Here is a 22,253-nt window from a genome sequence, read left to right as displayed (position 1 = left end):
GCGATCGGCACAGAGACCGGCGCGCCGGGCAGGGGAGCGGAAGCCCGGCGCCGACGTCCAGGCCAACGCCGCCCCGGTCAGAAGGACGCCCGGAGGACGGGAACGCGGAGCTCGTGCCCCTGCGCCACGCCGAATTTGAACATTTCGTCCTGCGAGTACAGCGGCTTCAGCGAGAGCGCCGGCATGCCGAGCGCGACCCGGTGCGGCGTGATGTCCACGAGGCCGAGCCGGGGCTCTTCCCGGCGGATGCCCCGCAGGACCGGAGCTGCGTCCGTCGTGATCTGGACGTTGACGCCCGGCTGGGGAGGCTCGGCGGACGGCTCGTTGCGGATCGGCTCGCTCTGGTCGGTCTCCGGGGGCTTGTACGCGGTGGCGTTCAGGGTGACGACGAGGGTCGGGATGACCAGCGCCATGCCGCCGGCGAGCATGTAGAGCGGCACCTCCGCGGGCGGCTCCGAGGCCTCGATGAAGTAGCCGGCGACGCCGCCCCCCACCGCGCCGAGCCCGCCGAAGACGAGGTACGGCCAGGCGCGCTCGACCCCGATGGCCCCCATGGTCAGCATCACGACCTCGCCGCCGAGCAGCGCGCCGCCGACGATCCCCTTGCCGTCGACGCTCACCCTGTCGCTCGTCTCCTGGGCGCTCGCGCGCCCGGGAGCGCCGGCGAGCACCGCCGCCGCCACCGACGCTCCTGCCAGACAATGCGCTGCCTTTCGATTCATGCGGTTGATCGGCATCGTGTTTTCCCCGTGTCGATGGTCGCGGAGCCCGCGAGGGCGTCCGCTCTGGACCGCCGCCGGCCGCGCGTCGTGCAGGCGTCCGGTCCGGCCGGCGGCCCCGCCTGGGCCGTCGAGCCGTTCTCGATTTGTGAACCGCTGGCGGAGCGAGCGGGTGCGCACGCACGTCCTCTCTCCTCCAGCGAAGCCGGTTGGGCGAGCCTAGCACGGGTTTCAAGGCTCCGAACCGCTGCATTGCCCGTGCGGAGGATGGGTGGTATGGGTCCACCGGTGTCGGGCCGTAGCCCGCCGCCTGCCGCCGCGCGCGCGGCATCCTTCGAAGGAAGACCGCTATGGGCCGCATCGGACCGCTGGAAATCGCCCTCCTCATCGGGGTTGCCTTGCTCCTCTTCGGCGCGGGCCGGATCGCTGACATCGGCAAGGGGATCGGCGAGGGCATCCGGAACTTCAAGAAGGGGATCCGCGACGACGACGACGAGGAGCCCAAGCAGCTCCCGGCCAAGCCCGAAACGAAGGAAGAGGACACTCAGAAGCCCGTGTAGCGCCCGCACCGGATCGCGGTGCTCGAGGCCAGCACGGGTCGATGTCGGGTGTCGACGCTCGCCGGCGCGCGTCTATACTCGATCGCCGTATGCCTCACCGACTCCTGGAGCGCATCATCAAGGCGCTCGTTGTCTCCGCCGCGTTCCCGCTGGCAGCGTACTTCGTTCTTCAGTTCGGCCCCGGAGGGCTCTGGCGTGGGTTCGAGCCGGCGCTCGCGGTCACCGGGCAGGTGGCCAAGGCGCCGTACGACCTCACCCGCCTCGAGGCCGTGAACGAGACGCTCAAGATGATCCGGGACAAGTACGTCGAGCCGGATCGCGTCAAGCCGAAGGAGATGCTGCTGTCGGCGCTGAACGCCGTGCAGCGCGACGTCGCGCAGGTGATCGTCCTCAACGAGGATCCGAACGAGGTCACCGTCCGCGTCGAGACCAGCGAGAAGAAGTTCCGGATCGACAACATCCAGGGCCCCTGGGACGTCTCCGCGCGCCTCCGCGAGGTCTTCAGCTTCCTGCAGAAGAACCTCAAGGGTACGGAGGTCGATCTCCGCGACGTCGAGTACGCCGCGTGCAACGGCATGCTGCACACGCTCGACCCGCACTCGTCGTTCCTGAGCCCCGAGGCGTACAAGGAGATGAACCTCTCCACGTCGGGCGCGTTCGGCGGGCTCGGCGTCGTGATCTCGATCCGCGACCAGATGCTCACCGTCCTGAACCCGATGCCCGACACGCCCGCGGGCAGGGCGGGCCTCAAGCGGCTCGATCGGATCGTGAAGATCAACAACGAGTCGACGCTCAACATGCCGCTCGACGACGCCGTGCGGAGGCTCCGCGGCGACCCCGGCACCGCGGTCACCGTGTGGGTGACCCGCGAGGGCGAAGGCGGGTGGCAGGGCTCGAAGGCGTTCGAGCTGACCCGCGAGGTGATCAAGGTCCGGTCCGTCGAGTCGCGCGCGCTGGACGGCGGCGTCGCCTACGTCCGGCTCAAGACGTTCCAGGCGACCTCGACCGCGGAGCTCGACGCGGCGCTCGACGGGCTGCGCGCCAAGGGCCAGCTGAAGGGGCTCGTGCTCGACCTGCGCGGCAACCCGGGCGGCCTGCTCGATCAGGCCGCGCGCATCGCCGACAAGTTCCTCGCCGACGGCGTCATCGTCTCGACGGTCGGCGCCTCCGAGGGGCGCGAGGAGAAGCGCGCCAAGGGCCCCGGCACGGAGCCGCCGTACCCGATGGTGGTGCTCGTGAGCGGCAACAGCGCGAGCGCGAGCGAGATCGTGGCGGGCGCGCTGAAGAACAACGACCGCGCCGTCATCGTGGGCTCGCAGACGTTCGGCAAGGGCAGCGTGCAGCTCGTCTTCCCCGACGTCACGGCGGAGAAGGCGGCCCTCAAGCTGACGATCGCGCAGTACCTGACGCCGGGCGACATCTCGATCCAGGGCGTCGGCGTCACGCCGGACATCGAGCTCGATCCGATGACGGTCGACGACCTCGAGATGGATCTCACCGTGCAGAAAGACGGGCTCCGGGAGCGCGACCTCTCGGCGCACCTCTCGAACGCGCGCGCGGCGGCGGCGGGCAAGCCGTCCGAGGTCGTCCGCTACCAGCTCACGAGCGCCGAGCGCGAGGCGATGCGCGATCGCGGGGGCGACATCGACGAGGACTTCGCCCTCGACTTCCCGATCCGCTTCGCGCGGGAGCTCGCCGCGCGGATGCCGCCCACCACCCCGAGGATCCAGCAGCTCCGGGCGGTGCACGACTACATCGAGCAGGTCGGCAAGGAGGAGCTCGGCAAGGTCGCGTCCGAGCTGGCGAGGCTCGGCGTCGACTGGTCCGACGCGCCCGAGGGCGCCACCGCCACCCCGGCGGCCAAGTCCGAGCTCGACGTGAAGGTCGAGACCGATCGCCCGAACGCCGAGGTGACCGCGGGCCAGCCGATGGAGCTCCGGGTCACGGTCAAGAACAACGGCAAGCAGCCGGTCTATCGCCTGCGCGGGACGACGGAGAGCGACAACCTGTACTTCGACAGCAAGGAGCTCATCTTCGGCAAGATCGGCCCTGGCCAGACGAAGACCGCGAAGACGCCGCTCGGCTGGTGCGAGGTCGAGGGGCGGAAGGTCGGCTCGACGAAGCCGAGGAAGGCGAACGAGAAGCGCGCCTGCAAGATCCCGATGGACGCCCTCTCGCGGAGCGACGGGCTCAAGGTGAAGTTCGAGATCTCCGGCGCGCCGGAGCCGTCCGCCGTCGAGATCCGGCCCACGGTGCGCGCGCTCGACCGGCCGCTCTTCCAGTATGCCTACCAGATCGCCGACGACCGCGAGGGCAACGGCGATGGGCTCATCCAGAAGGGCGAGCGGGTCAGCATGTACCTGACCGTCAAGAACGTCGGCAAGGGGCCGTCGTACGAGACGCAGGCGAACATCGCGAACCTCTCCGGCGACGGGCTCCTGCTGCACGCCGGGCGCTTCGACGTCTCGAACATCAAGCCGGGCGACGTGCGCAAGGTGGTCTTCAGCTTCGACGTCGAGCCGCGGCTGTCGGAGCCCGAGGCGACCCTCACGCTCTCGGTCGGCGATCGCGATCTCCGCGAGTTCGCCAGCGAGAAGGTGAAGATCCCGATCTCTCCGCGCGTCCAGCTGACGGGCGGCGGCTCCACCGTGAAGGTCGGCGCGCAGGGGGCGACGCTGCTCCCGTCGCCGGAGGCGAGCGCGCGCGGCTTCGGCCGGCTCCAGGCGGGCGCCCTGGTCAAGGTGCTCGGCGAGGCGCCCGGCGGGTTCATCAAGGTCGATCTCGGCGCGGGCCGCTTCGCGTTCGTCGCGGCGCGGGAGGTGGGCGCGGGCGGCGGGCCGGCGCCCGTGGCGATCGCGTTCGAGGACGTCTACTCGCACGCGCCGCCGACGCTCGACATCGCCGCGGCGGCGCTGGCGACGACCGCTGGCACCGTGAAGATCACGGGGACGGCGTCGGACAGCGAGCGGCTCCTCGACGCCTTCATCTTCGTCGGGTCGCGGAAGCTCTACTACAAGTCGAACCGCGACGGCGCGGACCCGAAGAGGACCGAGTTCTCGTTCGAGGCGCCGCTCCGGCCGGGGGTGAACGTCATCACCGTGGTCGCCCGCGAGACGCCCGACACCACCACGCGGCGCACGCTCGTGGTGCGCAAGGACGGGCCTGACGGCTCGATCCTGAAGACCCCGAAGTCCGACAATCCGGTGGACGACTGGATTGCGGAGCGCGGGGGCGAGGACTAAGGCGCCCGATATGAAGGGGATGGATGACGGTCGTCGAGGGCGGTGCTCCGCCGGGCTGCCCTGCCCGGCGAGGATCTGGTAGCCTCTTCACGTGGGACTCCTCGCCTGGCTGGGCCTTAAGCAGGGGGGTTCGTTTCCGAACCTCGACGCCCTCCTGCAGGAGCTCCGCACGGCGCTCCCGGACGACGAAGCGGTGGTCCTTCGCTACATCGCGACCGTCATCGTCCTGCTCGGCAAGGTCGCCTGCGTCGACGGCCGGTTCTCCGACAAGGAAGACGAGCTGCTCCGCGAGCTGCTCACGCACATCGACGGGCTCGCGCCGAGCGGGGTCGAGGCGGTGTTCAACGCCCTCCAGGGCAAGCTGCCCGCGCTGCAGGAGGGCGAGGTCGACCGCTGCTATCGCGAGCTCAAGGCGCTCTGCAACGCGAGCGAACGGGTGGAGGTCGTGCGCCTCCTGATCCGGCTCGCGGCGGCGGACGGCGCGCCCACGCCGGCCGAGCGGGCCGAGATCGAGCGCATCGCCGAGGAGCTCGGCGTCTCGCTCGCCGACATCGAGCCGGACCTCGCCGGCGAGACCGGCGATCACGCCGGCTCCCCGGCCCCAGCGGACGATCGCGGCGAGCCCGGCGGCGAGACCCCGGCGTGAGCAGAGCAGCGGCGCCGCTCGGCTGATCAGTCGCGCGCGTCGCGCTGCTCTGCGTCGGCCTCAGGGCTCGATGCGCGGCTCGCCCGGCGCTGCTTCAGCGCCGTGAGCGTCACGAAGAGGACGAACAGGACGGCCCCGAGCACCGCCACGAGCACGCCGAAGTTGAAGAGGTAGTGCGCGCCCTGCGCGCCGCCCACCCCCATCAGGAAGATGCCGAGCAGCGCGATGCCCGCGCCGATGACGGGATCGGGGCCGGCGTTGTTCTCCGAAGTCGCACGCGAGAGCCCGCTCCCCCGGACCCCGCCAGCCTCGTTGCTCATCGGATGGCTCACAGGGGGAGCTTAGCAAACTGGTCAACGGGCCGAAACCCGCCAGCGCCGTACCCGGGCTATGCTGCCCGGGTGAGCACGCCCACGCACCCCCTGAACGACCGTCCTCCCCGTCCCGTGTCGCCTGATTTCGCCGGGCGCCGCGTCATCACCTTCGAGAGCCGCCGCGCCGCCGAGATGGCCTCGTTGATCCAGCGGAATGGCGGTGTCCCGGTCACGGCGCCGACGCTCCGCGAGGTGCCCATCGAGCGGAACGAGCGCGCGCTCGACTTCGCGCGGCGCCTCGCGGCCGCCGAGTTCGACCTCGTGGTCCTGATGACCGGCGCCGGGACCCGGGCGCTCGTGGCCGAGGCGGCGCCCGCGCTGGAACCGGGCCAGGGAGGCGGCGCAGCGCCCGGCGACGGGGACGCAGGCGCCCAGGGCGTATCTCTCATGACGGCGGCGCTCTCTTCCGTGCAGCTCGTCGTGCGCGGCCCCAAGCCGGCCGCGGCGCTGCGCGAGCTGGGCGTGAGCCGCTTCATCACCGTCCCGGAGCCGAACACCTGGCGAGAGATCCTCGAGGTCGTCCGCGGGCTCGGCGACCTCAGCGGAAAGCGCATCGCTGTCCAGGAGCACGGCGCGCCGAGCCACGAGCTCTACGCCGGGCTCGAGGCGGCCGGCGCCCGGGTCACGCCGGTGCCCGTGTACCGCTGGGCGCTCCCGGAGGACACCGCGCCGCTCCGGCAGGCGCTCCGTCTCCTGGCCGACGGCGGCGCGGCGATCACGCTCTTCACGAGCCGCGCGCAGGTCGAGCACGCGCTCCTCGTGGCGGCCGAGGAGGGGCTCGTCGAGCGGCTGCGCGCCGGGCTCGCGCGGGGCGTGGTGGCGTCGATCGGGCCGGTCTGCACGGAGGCGCTGCGCGCCGAGGGGATCGAGCCCGACTTCGAGCCCGAGCACCCGAAGATGGGTCACCTGGTCAAGGCGGCGGCCGTGCGCTCGGGCGAGATCCTCGACCGCAAGGGGAACCAGGGCGACGCGCCCTTGCCGGCTCAGTCTTCGTAGTCGTCGTACTCGCCGTCGCTCTCGTCGGCGGACCGCGCCACCGTCGCCGGCCGCGGCGCGAGGCCGGGCGCCGCGCCGGCGGCCGCGGCGGGCGCGGGCTGATACGTATCCGCGTGCCCCCGGTCGATCAGCTCGGCGCGGTAGAGCACGCGCCCGTCCTCGGAGGTGATCTCGCCGCCCACGTCGCCCCAGGCGAAGTCGTCGCTCTGGAGCGTGCGCATCGTCGCCTTCGTCCTGCCGATGCGCACGCGGAAGCTGGTCTTCTGGCACGCGATGGAGGCGCCGCCGACCTCGACGTTCACCGCCTCGCTGCCGAGCACTTCCTCGTTCTCGTCGGCGGCGAGCGCGGTCTTGGCCATCATCGCGTCGTAGACCGAGAGGGTCGCGGGCCGCTCGGCGCCGTCGTCGACCCACGCCGCGCTGAGGATCTCGCCGCGCCGGCTGGGCGCGTCGCTCATGCGGACGCGCAGCGCCTCGGTCTCCTTGCCGTCCTCGAGGGTCACGTCGACCACGAGGACGTCCCCCTCGCGCGCGACGACCCGCTGCGTGAGGAGCAGCGGCGTCTTCCTGAAGCTGCCCGAGAACCGGTAGGCCACGTAATCGCCGGGCGCACGCGCGGGGGCCGCCTCATCCGCGACCGGGCCGCTCGCCTCGGTCGAGCCCTTCGCGCGCTGCGGGACCTCGCGCTGCGCCTGGGCCGCTGCCTTGGCGGAGGCGCCCTGAGGACGGTCAGCTCGAGCGTTCGTTCCGATCCCGGCGCCGCAGCCGGCGGCCAGGACCGAGGTGAGGACGGCGAAGAGCAGCGGTCGGTTCATGCACCTCCGGTACAGGAGGGCGCTGGCCACGGCCCAATTTCTGGCATTTCCATGGACGCGCCGGGCCTCGTGCGAGGCGGCGCGCCGGCTGTGCTCAGGGCAGCTTGCCGCTCGGGAGGAGATCGTCGAAGGCGGCGTCGAACTCGTCCGCGATCATCTCGGCGCCGACCGCGCGCGCGGCCGGCTTCGGGACGTCGATGCGGCGCAGCCGCTCCGCGACGCTGCCGCGCGGGTCGCTGTAGCTGGGGCTCATCCGGGCGACGCGCTGGAAGTAGTAGTGCGCCTGCTCGGGGATGCCGCGCACCTCGTAGGCGTTCGCGATCTCGTACGTCAGCGCGAGCTCCTGTTCGACCGTCTTGTGCGAGGCGTGCAGCCCCCGGATGAGCGCGTCGACGCCCCCCTCGATGTTGCCCATCTGCAGGTAGGTGACGCCGATCATCGACTGGCAGACGCACTCGCGCCCGGGGTCGCGGGCGGCGAGCTCGAACTCGGCGATGGCGTCCGCGTAGAGGCCCATCTCCTTGTACGCGACCCCGAGATCGTAGTGCGTCGACGCGTCGGACTCGGAGATCTGCGCCGCGACGCCGGCCTTGAACTGCTCGAAGACGCTCTCGACGCTGACCTGCCGAGGATCGTCCTGGACGCCCGTCACCGAGCCCGGCGCGACCTCGAGCTCGTCGATCAGCTTGAGCGACTCGGCGATGTCGAACGCGCGGTCCTCGTCCGGCCGCTCGCTGCCGCGCGGGACGACCCGCGTGCCGCTCTCGTTGTCGGTGGCCGCGCGCGCCACGCGCGCATCCGACGAAAGCTCGGTGACCTCGCGCAGCCGCTCCATCAGCAGCGGGTGGTTCGGCAGCCGCGCGAGCTGCTCCTCGAGGATGTTCCGCGCCTCATCGAACATCCCGTGCTGCGCGAAGAACTCGACCTCCTCGAGGGCGTCCTCGTCGAGCGCGTCGGCGCGCCGCAGGGACCCCGGCGGCACGGAGCGCCCCGACGCCGGTCGGACCGACCCCGGCCGGGCCGACGCCGGGCTGTACAGGGCCGGCGGCGCGGCGAGCACGGGGGGCGGCGGCATCGAGGAGGGCGGCGGCGGCGCCTGCGAGGCGGCGACCGCCAGGGGGTGCCCGGGCGAACGGCTCGGGCTGACCGACGCCGTCTCCTCCTCGTCGTCGACGTCGTCCAGCTCATCGAGCGGCTCGGCGTCCTCGACGTCGTCGACGTCCTCGACGTCCTCGACCTCCTCGACGTCGTCGATCGGGAAGCTCGGCAGCGGCGGCTCGTTCGCGAACGGATCGTCGAGGTGCGTGACGAGCTGCGGCCGCCGGGGGAGCGCCTCGACGACGCCGTCCTCGTCGAGGGTGTACGCGGGCAGCGGCGCGTCGGGATCGTAGAGATCCTGGCTCGGCACTTCGGACGCGTACGCGTCGTTCTCGCCGGACATCGGCGAGACCTCCGGCCCGGTGTGCTCCTCGTCGGCGAGCTCGTCCTCCTGCGGCACGGCGTAGCCGAGGAGGTTGAGCATCTCCGTGGCCTGGGCGTGGCCGGGATCGAGGAGCAGCACCTCGTCGAGGAGCCGCGCGGCGTCGTCGACGGCGCCCTCGCCGGACAGCTGCTGCGCGAACGCGAGCATCTGCTCGATGGCGCCGTCCTGGTCGCCCGCCTCGATGAGGACGTCACAGAGCTTCTCGCGCAGCTCGCGCGCGGACGGCAGCCGGGCGATGCCGCCCTTGAGGAGGGTGACCGCCTTGTCGTACTGGCGGTCGCGCCGGAGGCTCTCGGCGTGCGCCACGAGCTGCCGCGGGCTCGCGACCGGGGTCGTCGACGGCTGCGACGCGCGCAGCGGGATCGGCGCCGCGGACGAGGGCTCGGCGTCCTCGACCTCGAGCTCCTCCGCCTCGTCGTTCTCGTCATCCTCGTCGATCTCGACGTCGATCGACGCGCGCGTGCTCCTCGAGGAGGGCACGAGCTGGGCGGCGAGCTGGCGCACGCCCTCGTCGTTCGGGGCGCGCGCCACCAGGGCGGAGATGAGGGCGGTGAAGTGGTCGACCCGCCCGGCCTCCTTGGCGATGCGCGCCGACTCCTTCTGCACCTCGATCGCCTTGGCCGGCTGCCCGAGCCGGTCGAAGGCGCGGGCGAGGAGCGCGAGCGTCTCCAGGTCCCGCGGGTTCTCCTTGAACGCGATCTGCAGCTTGGTCAGGGCCGACATCCCGTCGCTCGGGTCGCCGCGGTCGAGGTAGATCTCGGCGGCCATGCGGGCGAAGCGGGCATCCGGGCGGTGCTGGAGCAGGCGCTCGACGACCTTCAGCGCGTCGTCGTACCGGCCGAGCTTGAGCAGGAGCTCGGCCGCCGTCCCGAAGCGCTGGATCGCGCCGTCGTAGTCGCGGACCCGGATCAGCGCCTCCGCGAGGCGGAGATAGGCAAGCGGGTTGTTCGGGTCGAGGTCGACGACCCGCTTGAAGATGTCGATCGCGTCGCGGTCGCGCCCCGCGCGGAGGAGGCGCGTCGCCACCTCGTCGTAGGCGGCGAGCGCGTCGCTCGTGAGCCCGAGGTGCGTGTAGATCTCGGCGAGGCGCGGGACGATGTGGCCGAAGCGGTCCTCGTACTGCGGGACGTGCTTGTGGATGATCTCGCGGATCTGCTTGTAAACGGCGATCGCTTTGAGCGCGAAGCCCTGAAGGGAGTAGAACTGGCCGACGCGCTCGTAGGTGGTGATCGCCTCGACGTACTCCTCCGTCTTCAGGTAGAGGTCGCCGATCTTGAGCAGCGTCCGGACGTCCTTCGGATCCTCCGCGACCAGCTTCTGGTACTCGACGATCGCCCTGTCGAAGCGCTTCCGCTCGACAAGCTTCTGCGCGGTCTGGAGCACCTTGTCGCGATCGACCGCCACGGCGATGGGAATCTCCTACTGAGGACAGCGAGGCGTGGCTCGGGCGCCCGTCGGCATCCCTCGCCTCACCATCTAAAAACACCTAGCCAATCCCGCCACCACGTACAAGCGCGCGGCATCGGAAGTTCCGAAGCTACCGCCAAGGTGCTTGTTTGCAGCGTGCGCTCCCCGCGGGCTCGCCCGGGGACGCGGCGACCGCGGGGGCGGTCACCGCGAGCCCCCGCCCCGGTCGGACGCTGGGCGGTCCGGTCGAGGCGCGTTGAAGAGCGCGCCCTACAACGTAGAAGCGCGCTGATCAGCCGGGGATTCGCGAAGATCGCGGAGAAGGCGGCGACCGCCGCCATCGACGCGAGGACGACTGGAAGCATAGCAGTCGAGCGGCGTTCTTGCACATTTCTGCATACATCTCCGCAGCCGCGCCGGCGGTCGCCGCTCGCCGCGCGCCATCCCGCCGCCCGCGCCGGGCCGAGCGGGCGGCGGGATGGCGCCCCGAAGCGCTGCCGCTTCTCGACCGCCCCGGCGAATGGACCTAGAGTTGGGCACCATGTCGCGCAGCCAGGCCTACCGTGCCCCGTTCGCTCCCGGAGAGGAAAATGCAGTCGACGCCGCGCTTTGCGAGCGGCTCCTCTCGGTCGCCCTGTCCAAGGGGGGCGATTACGCCGACCTCTTCTTCGAGTACCGGGCGGCGGGCGGGTTCACCTTCGACGAGGGCATCCTCAAGGCGGCGTCGCGCGGGGTATCGATGGGGGTGGGCGTCCGCGTCCAGCGGGGAGACGCGACCGGGTACGCCTATACCGAGGACCTCACGTGGGACGCGATGCGGCGCGCGGCCGAGACGGCGGCGCAGATCGCGACGGGCTCCGGCGGGACGGAGAAGATCGAGCTCCGGCGCCGCGAGCTGCCGAGCCGCTACGAGCTGCCCAGCATCTCGCTCGACGCCCCCGGGCTCGCGAAGCGCGCCCTGCTCGAGCGCGCGAGCGCCGCGGCGCTCGCCTACGATCCCAGCATCATCAAGGCGGAGGCCAGCTTCGTCGAGGAGGTGCGCGAGGTCCTCGTGGCCACGAGCGACGGGCGGATGTCGCACGACGTCCAGCCGCTCATCCGCTTCGGCGTGCGGGCGATCGCCGAGCGCAGCGGCAAGCGCCAGGAAGGCTCGAGCGGCGGCGGCGGGCGCATGACGACGGCCTACTTCGAGGACAGGTCGCCGGAGTGGCACGCCAAGGAGGCGGCGCGGCAGGCGGTCGCGATGCTCGACGCGCGCGAGGCGCCCGCCGGCGAGATGAACGTCGTGCTCGCCCCGGGCGACAGCGGCATCCTGCTGCACGAGGCCGTCGGGCACGGGCTCGAGGCCGACTTCAACCGCAAGGGGACCAGCAACTACGCAGGACAGGTCGGCAAGGACGTCGCGAGCCCGCTCTGCACGGTGGTGGACGACGCGACCCTCCTCCAGTCGCGCGGCACGATCAACGTGGACGACGAGGGCCACGAGCCCGAGCGCAGCACGCTCATCGAGAACGGCAAGCTCGTCGGGTACATGCACGACCGGCTCTCGGCACGGCACTACGGGCTCACGCCGACCGGCAACGGGCGGCGCGAGAGCTTCGCCTCCGCTCCGATGCCCCGCATGACCAACACCATCCTGCTCGCCGGCCCCCATGATCCCGAGGAGATCGTGAAGTCGGTGAAGCGCGGCGTCTTCGCGAAGAAGTTCGGCGGCGGCCAGGTCGACATCTCGAACGGCGATTTCGTCTTCTCGCTGACCGAGAGCTACCTCATCGAGGACGGAAAGCTGACCGCGCCGCTGAAGGGCGTGAACCTCATCGGGAACGGCCCCGAGGTGCTCCGGCGCGTCACCATGCTCGGCCACGACGTCGCCACCTCCGACGGCATCTGGACGTGCGGCAAGGACGGACAGAGCGTTCCGGTGGGTGTTGGCTGCCCCACAATCAAGATCGATCTCATCACGGTCGGCGGAACGCGGATCGGCTGATTTTCAAGGCTGGAACGCCGGGGGGACGGTGAGCCCCGCGCCGGTGTTGGTGGGTTTAGCGCGGTGCGTCTTGCGGGCCCGTCGTGACACCCGTATACGGGGCGTACATGGCGCGTCGTTCGTTCATAGCCATCGTCGGACACGGACCTGACCTGGAACGAGAGGAGGGCGCTGCATCGGTCTTACGCTCGCTGGGCGCTGACGTTCGGACCCTGGACCTCTGGGACGATCCACCGCGGCTCTTCCACGACGATGAGAGCAAGGCGCGGGCGATCGTCGTCGAGGCGCTCGATCGGCCGGACCTGGCCGCCGCAGCGCTGCGCGCGCTGCGCCGCGAGCCCCGCCTCGAGGAGGTCGGCGCGCTGGTCGCGGTGAGCGTCGCGCAGATCGCGCGGATCGAGCCGTCCAGCGGCTTCGACGACTTCCTGCTCGTGCCGTACGTGCCGGCCGAGCTCTACGCGCGCGTGCGCCTCGTCGAGTGGCGCCGCAGCGAGTTCGCGACCGAGGAGCGGGTGAAGGTGGGCGCGATCGTCATCGACCGCGCGGCCCACGACGTGTCGGTCGGCGGCATGCACGTGCCGCTCACCGCGAAGGAGTTCGCGCTGCTCTCGTACGTGTGCGAGCGCCGCGGGAAGGTTGTGTCGCGGACAGAGTTGCTCCGTCGCGTCTGGGGCAGCCAGTACGAGGGCGGCGCGCGGACCGTCGACATCCACGTGAGGCGCCTCCGGGCGAAGCTCGGCTCGGCGCTGCCGCTCGTCACGCTGCGCGGGGCCGGGTACCGGCTCGAATCGCCGCTCCCCGGCTCCGGGGGTCCCGAGGGCAGCGACGCGAGCCGGGCGCAGCAGCGAGGCGGCGCCGGCGCGGAGGCCCACGGCGAGGAGCCGCGCGACGAGGACGAGGGCGACGACGACGAGGACGGCGACGACCAGGGCGACGAGGACGAGGGCGACGAGGACGAGGGCGAAGGCGAGGCCGAGGAGCCCGCGCAAGGAGAGCGGCGGTCGGGACCGTCGGCGCACGACGCCGCGACCCCCGGGCGCGAGCGGCGCATCACCCGATGACGTCGCCGGACCGCCGCGGCGCTGCGCGAACGGCCGCCCCCGCGGGGCGCGGCGGCGCGGGGCGCAGCGGCGGTCGTTCGCGCAGCGCCGCGCCGCCGATCGTCGCGATCAGCGTCGGGTGCCCCAGCGGCGTGGGCCCCGAGGTCGCCGTGGCCGGCGCGGCGTCCGTCGAGGGCGTGCGCTGCGTGCTCGTCGGCGACGAGGCGGTCCTCCGGCGCGCCGCGCGGCTCGTCCGGGTCGCGGCCCGCCGGCTCGTCGTGGTCGATGGGCGCGCCGCCGTCGAGCAACTCGCGCCCGGCGCGATCGGGCTCTGGGCGGGCAGCGTGCGGCTCTCGCGGCCGAGCGCTTTCGGTCGACCCGAGGCCGAGGACGGCGCGGCGCAGCTCGCGTGGATCGACACGGCGACGGATCTGGTCCGCGAGGGGGTCGCGGCGGCGCTGGTCACGGGGCCCGCGTCGAAGCACGCGATCGCCACGAGCGGCGCGCCGGGGTCCGCGGATTTCCTCGGACACACCGAGCATCTCGGCCGGCGGCTCCGCGCGCGCGAGGTCACGATGGCCTTCGCCTCGGGCAAGCTCGTGACCGCCCTCGTGACGACCCACATGCCGCTGCGCGACGTGCCCGAGGCGGTGAGCCCGCGCGAGGTGGCGCGCGCCTCGGTGTGGCTCGCGCGGCTGCTCGCCGACCTCGGCCGCGAGAAGCCGCGCGTGGCCGTCGCCGCGCTGAACCCGCACGCCGGCGAGGGCGGGCTCCTCGGCGACGAGGAGAAGCTGCGGATCGCGCCGGGCATCCGGCTCGCGGCGCGGCGGCTCGCGCGCTCGGGTCAGGCGGCGGAGCTGAGCGGGCCCCTCGGCGCGGAGACGGCGTTCCGGCTCGCGGCGCGGGGCGCGCTCGACGGGGTCGTCGCGATGTACCACGACCAGGCCACGATCCCGAGCAAGCTCCTCGGCTTCGGCGAGGCGGTGAACGTCACGCTCGGCCTGCCGATCGTGCGCACGAGCGTCGACCACGGCACGGCGTACGATCTCGCGGGCACAGGGCGCGCCGACCCGCGTGGCATGCGCGAGGCGATCGCGCTCGCGGCGCAGCTCGCGTCGGCGCGCTGACGCGCCGGCGTTCCCGGGCGCGGATCAGCGCGCTCCGGCGCGGCCCCCGATCAGGGTCATCAGCCGCTCGAGCGCCGGCAGGCTCACGCCGTGCTCGCGGCCCATCGCGAGCACGGTGGCGCCCATCGCGAGGTGCTGCGCATGGAGCTTCGGGCCGAAGTGGGCGTCGAGGAACCGCAGCGCCTCGGGGGCCACCAGGCGCGCGAGCGCGACACCCGGTTTCAGCGTGAACGGTCCGAGCGCCCGGGTGAGGAGCTTCGTCCAGGGGGCCACTCTGCCCACGCGGTCCGCGAGCACCACGCACTCCCTGGTGGCCTCGAGCGCGGTGCCGAGCACGCCCTCGTTCTCGAGGAGAGCGCTCGCGCCGCCGCCCGCGTCGATGGCGGCGATCAGCGGGAAGAACGCGGTCGTCGTGGCGGCGTTCTGCGCGCCCACGTCCGGCTCGAGCCGCGCCGTGAGATCGGCGCTCGTGAGGCGGCGCGCGAGCTCCTCGAGCAGCGGTCGCTCGGCGGGGGCGCCTCCCTCTTCGTCGATGAGCGTCGACGCGAACCCGACGAGCCAGTAGCGGACCACGCCGCGCTCGTCGACGTAGCCCGAGACGCTCGGCATCGCGGGGGTGATGCGGCGCAGGGCGGCCTCCTCCAGGCCCGCGCGCTGCAGGGGCAGGAGCGGCGTGAGCACGACGACGGGGGCGGCCGGTCCGCCGCGGAGGAGGTCTGCGACCGTCCTGCCCCCCGCGCCGCCGCCGACACCGGGGCCGGGGGCGAGCTGATCGAAGCGCACGGTGATCAGGACGACCTCCGCGTCGGCCGGGATGTCGGCCGCGAGGCGCGGGCGCTCTAGCGTGTCGCGTCGATCGGCGCTGTTGACCTGCTCGATGACGAACGGCCGCACGTCCGCGACGCGCTCGGGCCGGACCACGAACGTGACGTCGTCTCCCTGCGCGGCGAGGCGCACGCCGTAGACCCGCCCGAGCGCGCCCGCACCCACGATGCTGATCCGCATGGCGTCCCACGTAGCCTGCGGGACACCGGGAGGGAAGGGGGGCGGCGGTCGCTGCCGGGCGCGGCAGACCGCGTCAGAACGTCCGCTTCGAGTCGATGAGGACGGTGACCGGCCCGTCGTTCTCGACGAACACGCGCATGTCGGCGCGGAAGCGGCCCGTGGCCACCTCGAGGCCGCGCGCCCGCAGGGCGGCGACGAAGCGCTCGTACAGCGCCTCGGCGCGCGCGGGCTCCATGGCGCCGTCGAAGCTCGGCCGGAGGCCGCGCCGGACGTCGCCGAAGAGCGTGAACTGGCTGATCGCGAGCACGCCGCCGCGCACGTCCGCGAGCGCCCGCGACATCTTGCCGGCCTCGTCGCTGAACACCCGGAGGCCCGCGATCTTGTTGGCGATGTGGTCGGCGTCGGCCTCGTCGTCGTCCTTCGCGGCGCCGACGAAGGCCACGAGGCCGCGCTCGATCGCGCCGACCACCTGGCCTTCGACCTCGACCCGCGCGGCGAGCGCGCGCTGCACGACCGCGCGCATCGCTAGCGCTGCGCCGCGCGCGGCGCGGGAGCGGGCTCCGCCCCGCCGCCCGCGCTGAGCCCGAGCTCGCGCATCAGCTTCGCCGTGAGCTTGAAGTACGTGCCGCGATCGTACGGCTGGTTGAGGATGTGGAAGTCCTTGCGCACGAGCCCCACGCAGCCGAAGCAGTAGGTGCAGCCGGTGCAGTCGACCGAGCGCACGAGGTACGACGACTGCGTGCACCGCTCGGACGCGACGCAGTGGCTGCACGCGATGAGATCGCGGCAGCCGCGGCAGTGCGTGCTGTCCGAGCAGCGCTGGGAGTCGACGCAGTAGTGGCACCTCTGCAGCGCCTTCGCGTTGCGGCAGAACGTGCAGTCGACGCAGCGCTCGCACGCGACGCACGCGACGCACCGCTCGTTGTCCGTGCCCGTCTCGAACGCCTGGATCAGCTTGCGGAGCTCGGCCTCGAATTCCGCGCGCGTCATTCCGCCTCGACGCTCGCCTCGGAGAGGGCGCCGTCCTCGCCGCGCTGGGCCGCGCCGTCCGTCGCGCAGGGCGGGGCGGCCTGGGGGCTCGACGGCCGCGCCTGGGAGCTCGGCTCGGCGGAGCCCGCGGCCGGGGCCTCGGGCCTGCCGCTCACCTGGCGGCGCAGGCGCTCGGCGGCCTCGCGCGTCGCGGGCTCCTCGGCGAACTCCTCGATGCGCCGGAGCCGCGACTCGAGCACGGCGCGCCGCTTCGGCAGCTCGCCGACGAGGATGCCCGAGAGCTCGTCGATCGCGTGCTGGATGCGCTGCTCGTCGCTGTGCTCGAGCAGCTGCAGGTACACGTCCTGCTCGGCGGGGAAGGTGTGGCCGGCGCGGAGGAAATCGTTCGCGGCCTTGGAGATGTTGGGTCGGCCCGACGCGCAGAGCAGCTTCGACAGGAGCCGCTGGCGCTCGATGGCCTTCGGGTCGCTCTGCGGAGGCGGCGCGAGGACGATGCGCCCGGGCGCCTTGGACGCGCCGTCGCGCCCGGACTTGACCCGCCCGCCCTTGCCGTCGTCGACCTCCGGCTCCTTGCGCGGCGTGAAGAGCGCCTCGAGCGCGGCGCGGTGTTGCTTCGCTGCCCGCCGGTCCTCGCCGCTCTGCGTTGGGCGAGGTAGCCCTGCGCTGTTGGGCTGGCCAGGGCCATAGGCGGTGTGGAGCTCGGGATTGTGCCAGACCTTGGTTGCGTCTCTACGAATTCGGCGCATGTCGTGCCCCTGCTGACCTCGGAGCGATCATGGACGCGCCACCGGGTTCGGCTTCCGCGTCCCGCGTGTGGCGCCCCGCTTGCATTGATGGTGTGGTGAATGAGGCTGGTGCGTGGTTGGCCGGGCTTCCCCCGCGATTCGCGACGGCCCGGACGTGTTGCGCAAGGGGCGCGACACCTGTCTCCGCGCTGATCACGCTGGTCGCGCTGATCGTGAAGGCAGGGTCCCGTCGCAGTGCGTAGCGCGCCGGGCGATACCCGGCCGCGGACCTGGTGACGAGGGGCTGTGCCCCCATGCACCCCGGAACCGCGCTCACGACCCGACCGCAGTCGCGAGGCAGCTGGTTCCTACCACAGCCTTTGGTCAGCGCCGCAGAAAATTGGGCTGCCCTCCGCACTTCATGACATTCGTGTCCTCAGGGCTCCTCGACCCTTTCGAGCTTCCCTTCTGAGCTTCCGCGAGGGGCGTCTCGGAGACGCTATGTCGAGGCCGCTGACCTCGACCCAGGTTGATTCAAGAAGCGGACCGCCGACTGCCTTTCCCAACCCCACATCCTGCAGACGGGCGGCGACGCCGTGCCCGGGAGATCCGATCCGTGGTGGATGCCACTCGCACCCGACCCGACTGGAGCTTTCCATGATGAGCCTTCGATCCGTGAGCAGTGCAGGCCCGGCGCCGCGGGACGCAGGCGGGGCTGTGCGCAGCGCGGAGCCGCGAGCGCGTCTGAGGCGTGCTCGCGCTGCCGCGCTGGCGGTGCTGGTGAGCATGGCGGTGCCGGCCGTCCCGGCGGGGCGGCTGTGCGCGGAGCCGCTGCCCAGGGCGCATGCCGCCGAGAAGACCGAGGAGAAGACGGGCAAGCGGGACCGTCGCGATCGTGCGCCGGCTTCTCCCGCCTCACCGCCGGGCGCGGAGCGCGCGCAGCGGGCGGAGACGCGGGAGAGGCCGCTCCGCAGCCGGGGGAAGACCGCCTCCGTGGCGACCGGTGACGAGAAGACGAGCGGAGCGGGGAGCCGGAAGGTCCGCGGCCGCGCGCAGGCGCCGCAGGCGGCCGAGAGCGCGGCTGCGAAGGAGGGGGGCGCGGCGAAGGCGGTCAAGAAGAAGAAGGAGAGGAAGAAGCGGGCGGCGCGGACGGCCGAGAGCAAGCGTCGCGGGGCGAAGAAGGGGTTGGACAGGGAGGCTCCTTCGAAGCCGTGCCATGGGCCGGTGCTCTCGATGGATCGGAGCGGGATCGAGCCGGAGCGCCTCGAGCTCGTCGACTGCAAGGGGAAGCCGCGTGAGGAGGCCCGGCGCGCCCTCTCCTTGCTCGCGCGCCCGTGGGGCACGCCGCGGCCGATCCTGGAAGGCGAGCGCGCGCCTGCGCGGAAGCCGGAGGCGTCCAGCCGCAAGCGGCAGTCGGCGGGCGGCAAGAAGCCGGGGGCCGCTGGGGGCAAGGCGAGCAAGGCAAGCGGGGTGCAGGAGGGGGAGATCGCGCCCGGCGTGCGGATGCTCGACCCCGGGCTGCTCTCGCGCATCGACGCGCTCGCGCGGCGGTATCCGGGCCGGCTCGTGTCGCTCGTGAGCGGGTACCGGCCGCAGAGCCAGGGCAGCCTGCACCAGACCGGGCGGGCGCTCGATCTGCGCATCGCCGGGGTGCGCAACGACGAGCTCGCGGCGGCCTGCCGGGGGCTCGTGGACACGGGCTGCGGGTACTATCCGAACAGCTCGTTCGTGCACGTCGACGTGCGCGCTCCCGGGACGGGGAGCGTGTCGTGGATCGACGCGTCCGGGCCCGGCGAGGTGCCCCGCTACGTCGCCGCGTGGCCGCCGCCGCAGGACGATGTGCGGGCGGCCACGGAAGGGGTGTCCGGCGAGGATGCGGAGGAGGTGCTCCGGCGGGAGCGCCGCGAGAAGCCCGCGGCCGCGCCAGAGAAGGCGGCGAGCGCGGCGCCGGCGGCGGTCGAGAGCGCCGTGCTGGAGAGGGCGGCGAGCGCTGTGCCGGGGAAGGCGGCGAGCGGCGCGGCGGAGAAGGCGGCGGGCGCTGTCCCGGGGAAAGCGGCGGGCGGCGCGGCGGAGAAGGCGGCGAGCGCTGTGCCGGAGAAGGCGGCGAGCGCTGTGCCGGAGAAGGCGGCGAGCGCTGTGCCGGAGAAGGCGGCGAGCGCTGTGCCGGAGAAGGCGGCGGGCGGCGCGGCGGAGAAGGCGGCGGGCGGCGCGCTGTAGTAGGGAGGCGCAATGGGCATCACGATCCCCCGCCGGCACGCCTCGGCGGTCGCCGGTATGTTCGGTCCGCTGGCGGTGCATCGCCATGAGGTCGTGGCCGCGGGCGCGCCATACCCCGTCTTCACGCTGGAGCTCGCCGACTGGATCTCGGTGGCCGCGATCACCGATGCTGGGGAGTTCGTCCTGGTGCGGCAGCACCGGCACGGGCTCGACGCGGTGACCATCGAGACCGCCGGCGGCATCGTCGATCCCGGGGAGGAGCCGGCGGCCGCGGCGCCGCGCGAGCTCCTGGAAGAGACGGGATATGCCGCGGGGTCGCTCGAGGCGCTCGGATGGGTGCACCCGAATCCGGCGCTCCAGGCGAATCGCTGCTTCCTTTACCTGGCGCGCGGCGCGCGGCGGGTCGGCGAGCCCTTGGGCGACGAGCACGAGAGCACCGAGGCGGTCGTGATGAGCGCTGACGAGGTGACGGCAGCGATGCAGGATGGCCGGATCAGCCATGTGATCGCCGTGGTCACCCTGCTGCGCGCGCTCGCCGTCGCGACCTCGGCCCCGCGCTGACCGCGGCGCCTGCAAGGCGGTCAGCCGGTGCCGTTCGGCGACGGTGGGAACCGCTCCGGTCGACGCGCGTTTGGCCGTGGTGAGGCCGAGCTTGAGCTGGGCCTTGGCGCCGAACACCTGCCGGAAGGTCGTGGCCCAGTCGTTGAACCAATCGCGGAGATCGTCGAGGCCTTCGCGCTGTGCCTTGTGGGCCTTCGCGAGCTCGGCGGCGGAGACCTTGCGCTCGGGCAGCGGGCCTCCGCCGACCTCGAGCCTGCCGAGCATGGCGTGGACCTCCTTCAGCTTCTCGTCGGTCAGGCCACGCTTCACGAGCGTCTTGCGGACCTCCTTCGCGTCGGCATCGCTGCTCTGGGAGAGGCGCCGTCGAGGCGGGAGAGGAACGTGCGAACCGACACGATGACCGCCGGCCCGAGGGGCTGTTGCTCGAGGTTCTTGAAGAAGGCGGCTTCGAAGGCCACGCGGCGGGCGCGAGGCCTGTGTGAGGTGATTCACGGTTGGGCTCGACGTTGCGCGACCTTGTCCCGGACTTCGAGGGGTCGATCCAGAGCCGGACGGCGTCCGTCGTGATGAGCTGCAGCTTCACGATGAGCTTGCCGACGAGCGTCTGCCTCTCCGTGCCAATGGGCGCCCCGGCGCTGAGCGGAGGACCCAACTTGGCCTCCTTGGGTCGCATACCGAAGTAGCACGGCCTACTTCGCCAGCGCCGAACACGGCTGATTTGACTGGCAATCGTGTAGGCGAGAGCACTCCCGCCGTGCGCGCTGGTTGACACGATCGGATCTCTCGCGTCTTGATGCGCGCCCTTCGCGGGGCAGCCCTGAGAGCCTCTCGGGAGCAACGCGGCGGAGCGCAGCAGTGGTCCTCGTGGGGGGGAACCTGGAGATCTATCGATGAGCCGTGTTCTTCGGCGAACAGCACTCTTTGCTTGCGCCGGCGTCGTCCTGTTCACGGGGTGCAGCAGCTCCTCGCCCGCACCGCTCGACGGGGTGACCGAATCACACGACGACGGAGGCGGCGGGAGCGACGGAATCGGGAGCGCCGGCGCAGGCGGCGCTGAGCCCGGGGGCGCAGGCGGCGCTGAGCTCGGGGGCGCAGGCGGCGCGCCGGACGCGGCGTGCGACACCCTCTCGGCCGAGCTCCAGGGAGCGCTCGACGCGGCCGTGGAGGCCCAGAGGCTCCCCGGCGCGGCCGCCGCCGTAGCCATCGGCGGGTGCAGCTGGCTCGGCGCCGCGGGGGTGGCGGACGCGGAGGCCGACGTGGCCGTCCAGCCCGGAGATCTCTTCCGCGCAGGGAGCATCACGAAGTCCTTCGTCGCCACGCTGGCGCTGATGCTCCGCGCGGAAGGCCTGCTGTCGCTCGAGGACTCGGTCTCCACGTACGTGGACGGCATTCCCCGCGGCGAGCAGATCTCCGTGCGACAGATCCTGAACCACACGAGCGGTATCTTCAACTACACCGGGATGGACGAGTTCTGGACCGCGGCGATCGAGGATCCGACGCACGCGTGGACGCCCGCGGAGCTCATCGAGCTCGCCGCGTCGAAGCCGCCGTATTTCGAGCCGGGGCAGGGCTTCGCCTACTCCAACACGAACTACATCATCGCCGGCCTGCTCGTCGAAGCGGCCTCGGGAGAGCCCATCGGCGAGCTGCTCCGCACCCGCGTCCTCGAGCGGGCGGGGCTCGCGCATACCTACCTCGACGGCGCCGAGGCGGCCCTCCCCGGCCTCGTGCACGGCTACGGGCGAAGCCGAGGGGAGCTCGTCGAGATGACCTCCGCGCTCCACGCGTCCGCGGCCGGCGCGGCGGGCGCGCTGGTCTCGACCTCGAGCGATCTCGCGCGCTTCTACCGCAAGCTGCTCGACGGCACGCTGCTCGGCCCCGACGAGCTCGCGGAGATGACGACCTGGGTCGACACGCCACCCGGCGAGGTCAACGGGTACGGCCTCGGGCTGTCCCGCCGCGAATCCCCGCTCGGCGTCCAGCACGGACACGACGGCGGTATCTGGGGATTCACGTCGTCGTCCTATTACGCGATCGACAGCGATGCTTCTATCACCGTGCTCGTCAACCTCGAGGGAGCTGACGTCGGCAGGGTCGTCGACGACCTGTCGCGCGTCCTCGCGACCCCCTGAGCCGAGCGGGGCGCCGCGCCCCGGTACGAACGCGCGCCCGCGCCGGGAACGGGCGCTGTCCGCTGTCCACCGCTCGCACACGCGTTGCCCCGCCCGACGGGCGCGCAGCCGCAGAGCCGAGGTTATCGGGAATCCGCGGCGCGGCGCGGCGCCGGCGGTCCGCCGCGAACGGGCCTCGCGCTTGCATCACTCTGGACGCAGCCTGCATGGGATGACACCCGGCAAGC

19 protein-coding genes are annotated in these 22,253 nt (G+C 72.4%); 11 read left to right on the top strand and 8 right to left on the bottom strand.

The features are described 5' to 3' along the window. Positions 1 to 77 precede the first annotated feature (77 nt). Entirely contained in the window at positions 78 to 722 is a 645-nt protein-coding gene (locus WMF36_RS34070; RefSeq protein ID WP_437574966.1) for a hypothetical protein, read from the bottom strand. Between the two features lie 347 nt (positions 723 to 1,069). Here WMF36_RS34070 and WMF36_RS34065 point away from each other — a divergent pair, with 347 nt between their 5' ends. From WMF36_RS34065 to WMF36_RS34055, 3 genes are all read left to right on the top strand, one after another. Further along, entirely contained in the window at positions 1,070 to 1,279 is a 210-nt protein-coding gene (locus tag WMF36_RS34065) for a Sec-independent protein translocase subunit TatA/TatB (protein WP_437479552.1), read from the top strand. A gap of 89 nt (positions 1,280 to 1,368) precedes the next feature. Next, positions 1,369 to 4,521: an MXAN_5808 family serine peptidase gene (locus tag WMF36_RS34060; RefSeq protein WP_437574965.1), complete on the top strand. Its 3,153-nt coding sequence runs from the start codon at positions 1,369 to 1,371 to the stop codon at positions 4,519 to 4,521. Between the two features lie 91 nt (positions 4,522 to 4,612). Further along, entirely contained in the window at positions 4,613 to 5,167 is a 555-nt protein-coding gene (locus WMF36_RS34055) for a TerB family tellurite resistance protein (RefSeq protein WP_437574964.1), read from the top strand. 26 nt (positions 5,168 to 5,193) lie between these two features. Here the strand turns inward: WMF36_RS34055 and WMF36_RS34050 are convergent, their stop codons facing one another. Then, positions 5,194 to 5,499, bottom strand: coding sequence for a hypothetical protein (locus WMF36_RS34050; RefSeq protein ID WP_437574963.1), 306 nt, complete (start codon positions 5,497 to 5,499; stop codon positions 5,194 to 5,196). A gap of 69 nt (positions 5,500 to 5,568) precedes the next feature. On the opposite strand from WMF36_RS34050, the gene WMF36_RS34045 reads away from it, so the two are divergent. Beyond that, positions 5,569 to 6,537 carry a uroporphyrinogen-III synthase gene (locus WMF36_RS34045; protein WP_437574962.1) on the top strand — a complete coding sequence of 323 codons (969 nt, stop codon included), beginning with the start codon at positions 5,569 to 5,571 and terminating at the stop codon, positions 6,535 to 6,537. Here the strand turns inward: WMF36_RS34045 and WMF36_RS34040 are convergent. Together WMF36_RS34040 and WMF36_RS34035 are read right to left on the bottom strand one after the other, a co-directional pair. Beyond that, positions 6,525 to 7,352 (bottom strand): hypothetical protein, encoded by an 828-nt coding sequence (locus WMF36_RS34040; RefSeq protein ID WP_437574961.1) that lies wholly within the window; start codon positions 7,350 to 7,352, stop codon positions 6,525 to 6,527. The genes WMF36_RS34045 and WMF36_RS34040 overlap by 13 nt on opposite strands. A gap of 94 nt (positions 7,353 to 7,446) precedes the next feature. After that, complete coding sequence (locus WMF36_RS34035) at positions 7,447 to 10,239, bottom strand: tetratricopeptide repeat protein (RefSeq protein WP_437574960.1); 2,793 nt, start codon at positions 10,237 to 10,239, stop codon at positions 7,447 to 7,449. 544 nt (positions 10,240 to 10,783) lie between these two features. On the opposite strand from WMF36_RS34035, the gene WMF36_RS34030 reads away from it, so the two are divergent. The 3 genes from WMF36_RS34030 to pdxA all read left to right on the top strand — a co-directional run bounded on the left by WMF36_RS34030 (position 10,784) and on the right by pdxA (position 14,396). Continuing rightward, positions 10,784 to 12,229, top strand: a complete 1,446-nt coding sequence (locus WMF36_RS34030) for a TldD/PmbA family protein (RefSeq protein ID WP_437574959.1) — start codon at positions 10,784 to 10,786, stop codon at positions 12,227 to 12,229. A gap of 107 nt (positions 12,230 to 12,336) precedes the next feature. Further along, positions 12,337 to 13,290, top strand: coding sequence for a winged helix-turn-helix domain-containing protein (locus tag WMF36_RS34025; RefSeq protein WP_437574958.1), 954 nt, complete (start codon positions 12,337 to 12,339; stop codon positions 13,288 to 13,290). Further along, positions 13,287 to 14,396 (top strand): 4-hydroxythreonine-4-phosphate dehydrogenase PdxA, encoded by a 1,110-nt coding sequence (gene pdxA / locus WMF36_RS34020; protein WP_437574957.1) that lies wholly within the window; start codon positions 13,287 to 13,289, stop codon positions 14,394 to 14,396. Before WMF36_RS34025 ends, pdxA begins: the two co-directional genes overlap by 4 nt. A gap of 24 nt (positions 14,397 to 14,420) precedes the next feature. Here pdxA and WMF36_RS34015 read toward each other — a convergent pair whose 3' ends face one another. From WMF36_RS34015 to WMF36_RS34000, 4 genes are all read right to left on the bottom strand, one after another. Beyond that, positions 14,421 to 15,401: a ketopantoate reductase family protein gene (locus WMF36_RS34015; RefSeq protein ID WP_437574956.1), complete on the bottom strand. Its 981-nt coding sequence runs from the start codon at positions 15,399 to 15,401 to the stop codon at positions 14,421 to 14,423. Between the two features lie 73 nt (positions 15,402 to 15,474). After that, entirely contained in the window at positions 15,475 to 15,924 is a 450-nt protein-coding gene (gene dtd, locus WMF36_RS34010; RefSeq protein ID WP_437574955.1) for a D-aminoacyl-tRNA deacylase, read from the bottom strand. A gap of 2 nt (positions 15,925 to 15,926) precedes the next feature. Further along, a complete protein-coding gene (locus WMF36_RS34005) occupies positions 15,927 to 16,391 on the bottom strand; it encodes a hypothetical protein (RefSeq protein WP_437574954.1) in 465 nt (154 codons plus the stop codon). After that, entirely contained in the window at positions 16,388 to 17,137 is a 750-nt protein-coding gene (locus tag WMF36_RS34000) for a hypothetical protein (RefSeq protein ID WP_437574952.1), read from the bottom strand. The genes WMF36_RS34005 and WMF36_RS34000 overlap by 4 nt, the downstream gene beginning before the upstream one ends. A 765-nt stretch (positions 17,138 to 17,902) precedes the next feature. Between WMF36_RS34000 and WMF36_RS33995 the strand changes: the two genes are divergently transcribed. The 4 genes from WMF36_RS33995 to WMF36_RS33980 all read left to right on the top strand — a co-directional run bounded on the left by WMF36_RS33995 (position 17,903) and on the right by WMF36_RS33980 (position 22,026). Beyond that, positions 17,903 to 19,333 carry a YcbK family protein gene (locus WMF36_RS33995; RefSeq protein ID WP_437574951.1) on the top strand — a complete coding sequence of 477 codons (1,431 nt, stop codon included), beginning with the start codon at positions 17,903 to 17,905 and terminating at the stop codon, positions 19,331 to 19,333. 12 nt (positions 19,334 to 19,345) lie between these two features. Next, on the top strand, positions 19,346 to 19,894 hold the full coding sequence (locus WMF36_RS33990; protein WP_437574950.1) for an NUDIX hydrolase: 549 nt from the start codon (positions 19,346 to 19,348) through the stop codon (positions 19,892 to 19,894). Between the two features lie 27 nt (positions 19,895 to 19,921). Beyond that, entirely contained in the window at positions 19,922 to 20,461 is a 540-nt protein-coding gene (locus tag WMF36_RS33985) for a hypothetical protein (RefSeq protein ID WP_437574949.1), read from the top strand. Between the two features lie 323 nt (positions 20,462 to 20,784). Then, positions 20,785 to 22,026 (top strand): serine hydrolase domain-containing protein, encoded by a 1,242-nt coding sequence (locus WMF36_RS33980; RefSeq protein WP_437574948.1) that lies wholly within the window; start codon positions 20,785 to 20,787, stop codon positions 22,024 to 22,026. Positions 22,027 to 22,253: the final 227 nt, after the last annotated feature.

The organism is Sorangium sp. So ce887 (assembly GCF_051521455.1).
GTDB lineage: Bacteria > Myxococcota_A > Polyangia > Polyangiales > Polyangiaceae > Sorangium.
This window is presented reverse-complemented; position numbering and strand designations above follow the sequence as displayed.

Excerpts from the sequence above, each read along its gene's own strand:
- WMF36_RS34070 (WP_437574966.1), bottom strand. The coding sequence starts at position 722 with ATGAATCGAAAGGCAGCGCATTGTCTGGCAGGAGCGTCGGTGGCGGCG.
- WMF36_RS34065 (WP_437479552.1), top strand. The coding sequence starts at position 1,070 with ATGGGCCGCATCGGACCGCTGGAAATCGCCCTCCTCATCGGGGTTGCC.
- WMF36_RS34060 (WP_437574965.1), top strand. The coding sequence starts at position 1,369 with ATGCCTCACCGACTCCTGGAGCGCATCATCAAGGCGCTCGTTGTCTCC.
- WMF36_RS34040 (WP_437574961.1), bottom strand. The coding sequence starts at position 7,352 with ATGAACCGACCGCTGCTCTTCGCCGTCCTCACCTCGGTCCTGGCCGCC.
- WMF36_RS34030 (WP_437574959.1), top strand. The coding sequence starts at position 10,784 with ATGTCGCGCAGCCAGGCCTACCGTGCCCCGTTCGCTCCCGGAGAGGAA.
- WMF36_RS34025 (WP_437574958.1), top strand. The coding sequence starts at position 12,337 with ATGGCGCGTCGTTCGTTCATAGCCATCGTCGGACACGGACCTGACCTG.
- pdxA (WP_437574957.1), top strand. The coding sequence starts at position 13,287 with ATGACGTCGCCGGACCGCCGCGGCGCTGCGCGAACGGCCGCCCCCGCG.
- WMF36_RS34015 (WP_437574956.1), bottom strand. The coding sequence starts at position 15,401 with ATGCGGATCAGCATCGTGGGTGCGGGCGCGCTCGGGCGGGTCTACGGC.
- dtd (WP_437574955.1), bottom strand. The coding sequence starts at position 15,924 with ATGCGCGCGGTCGTGCAGCGCGCGCTCGCCGCGCGGGTCGAGGTCGAA.
- WMF36_RS34005 (WP_437574954.1), bottom strand. The coding sequence starts at position 16,391 with ATGACGCGCGCGGAATTCGAGGCCGAGCTCCGCAAGCTGATCCAGGCG.
- WMF36_RS34000 (WP_437574952.1), bottom strand. The coding sequence starts at position 17,137 with ATGCGCCGAATTCGTAGAGACGCAACCAAGGTCTGGCACAATCCCGAG.
- WMF36_RS33995 (WP_437574951.1), top strand. The coding sequence starts at position 17,903 with ATGGCGGTGCCGGCCGTCCCGGCGGGGCGGCTGTGCGCGGAGCCGCTG.
- WMF36_RS33990 (WP_437574950.1), top strand. The coding sequence starts at position 19,346 with ATGGGCATCACGATCCCCCGCCGGCACGCCTCGGCGGTCGCCGGTATG.
- WMF36_RS33980 (WP_437574948.1), top strand. The coding sequence starts at position 20,785 with ATGAGCCGTGTTCTTCGGCGAACAGCACTCTTTGCTTGCGCCGGCGTC.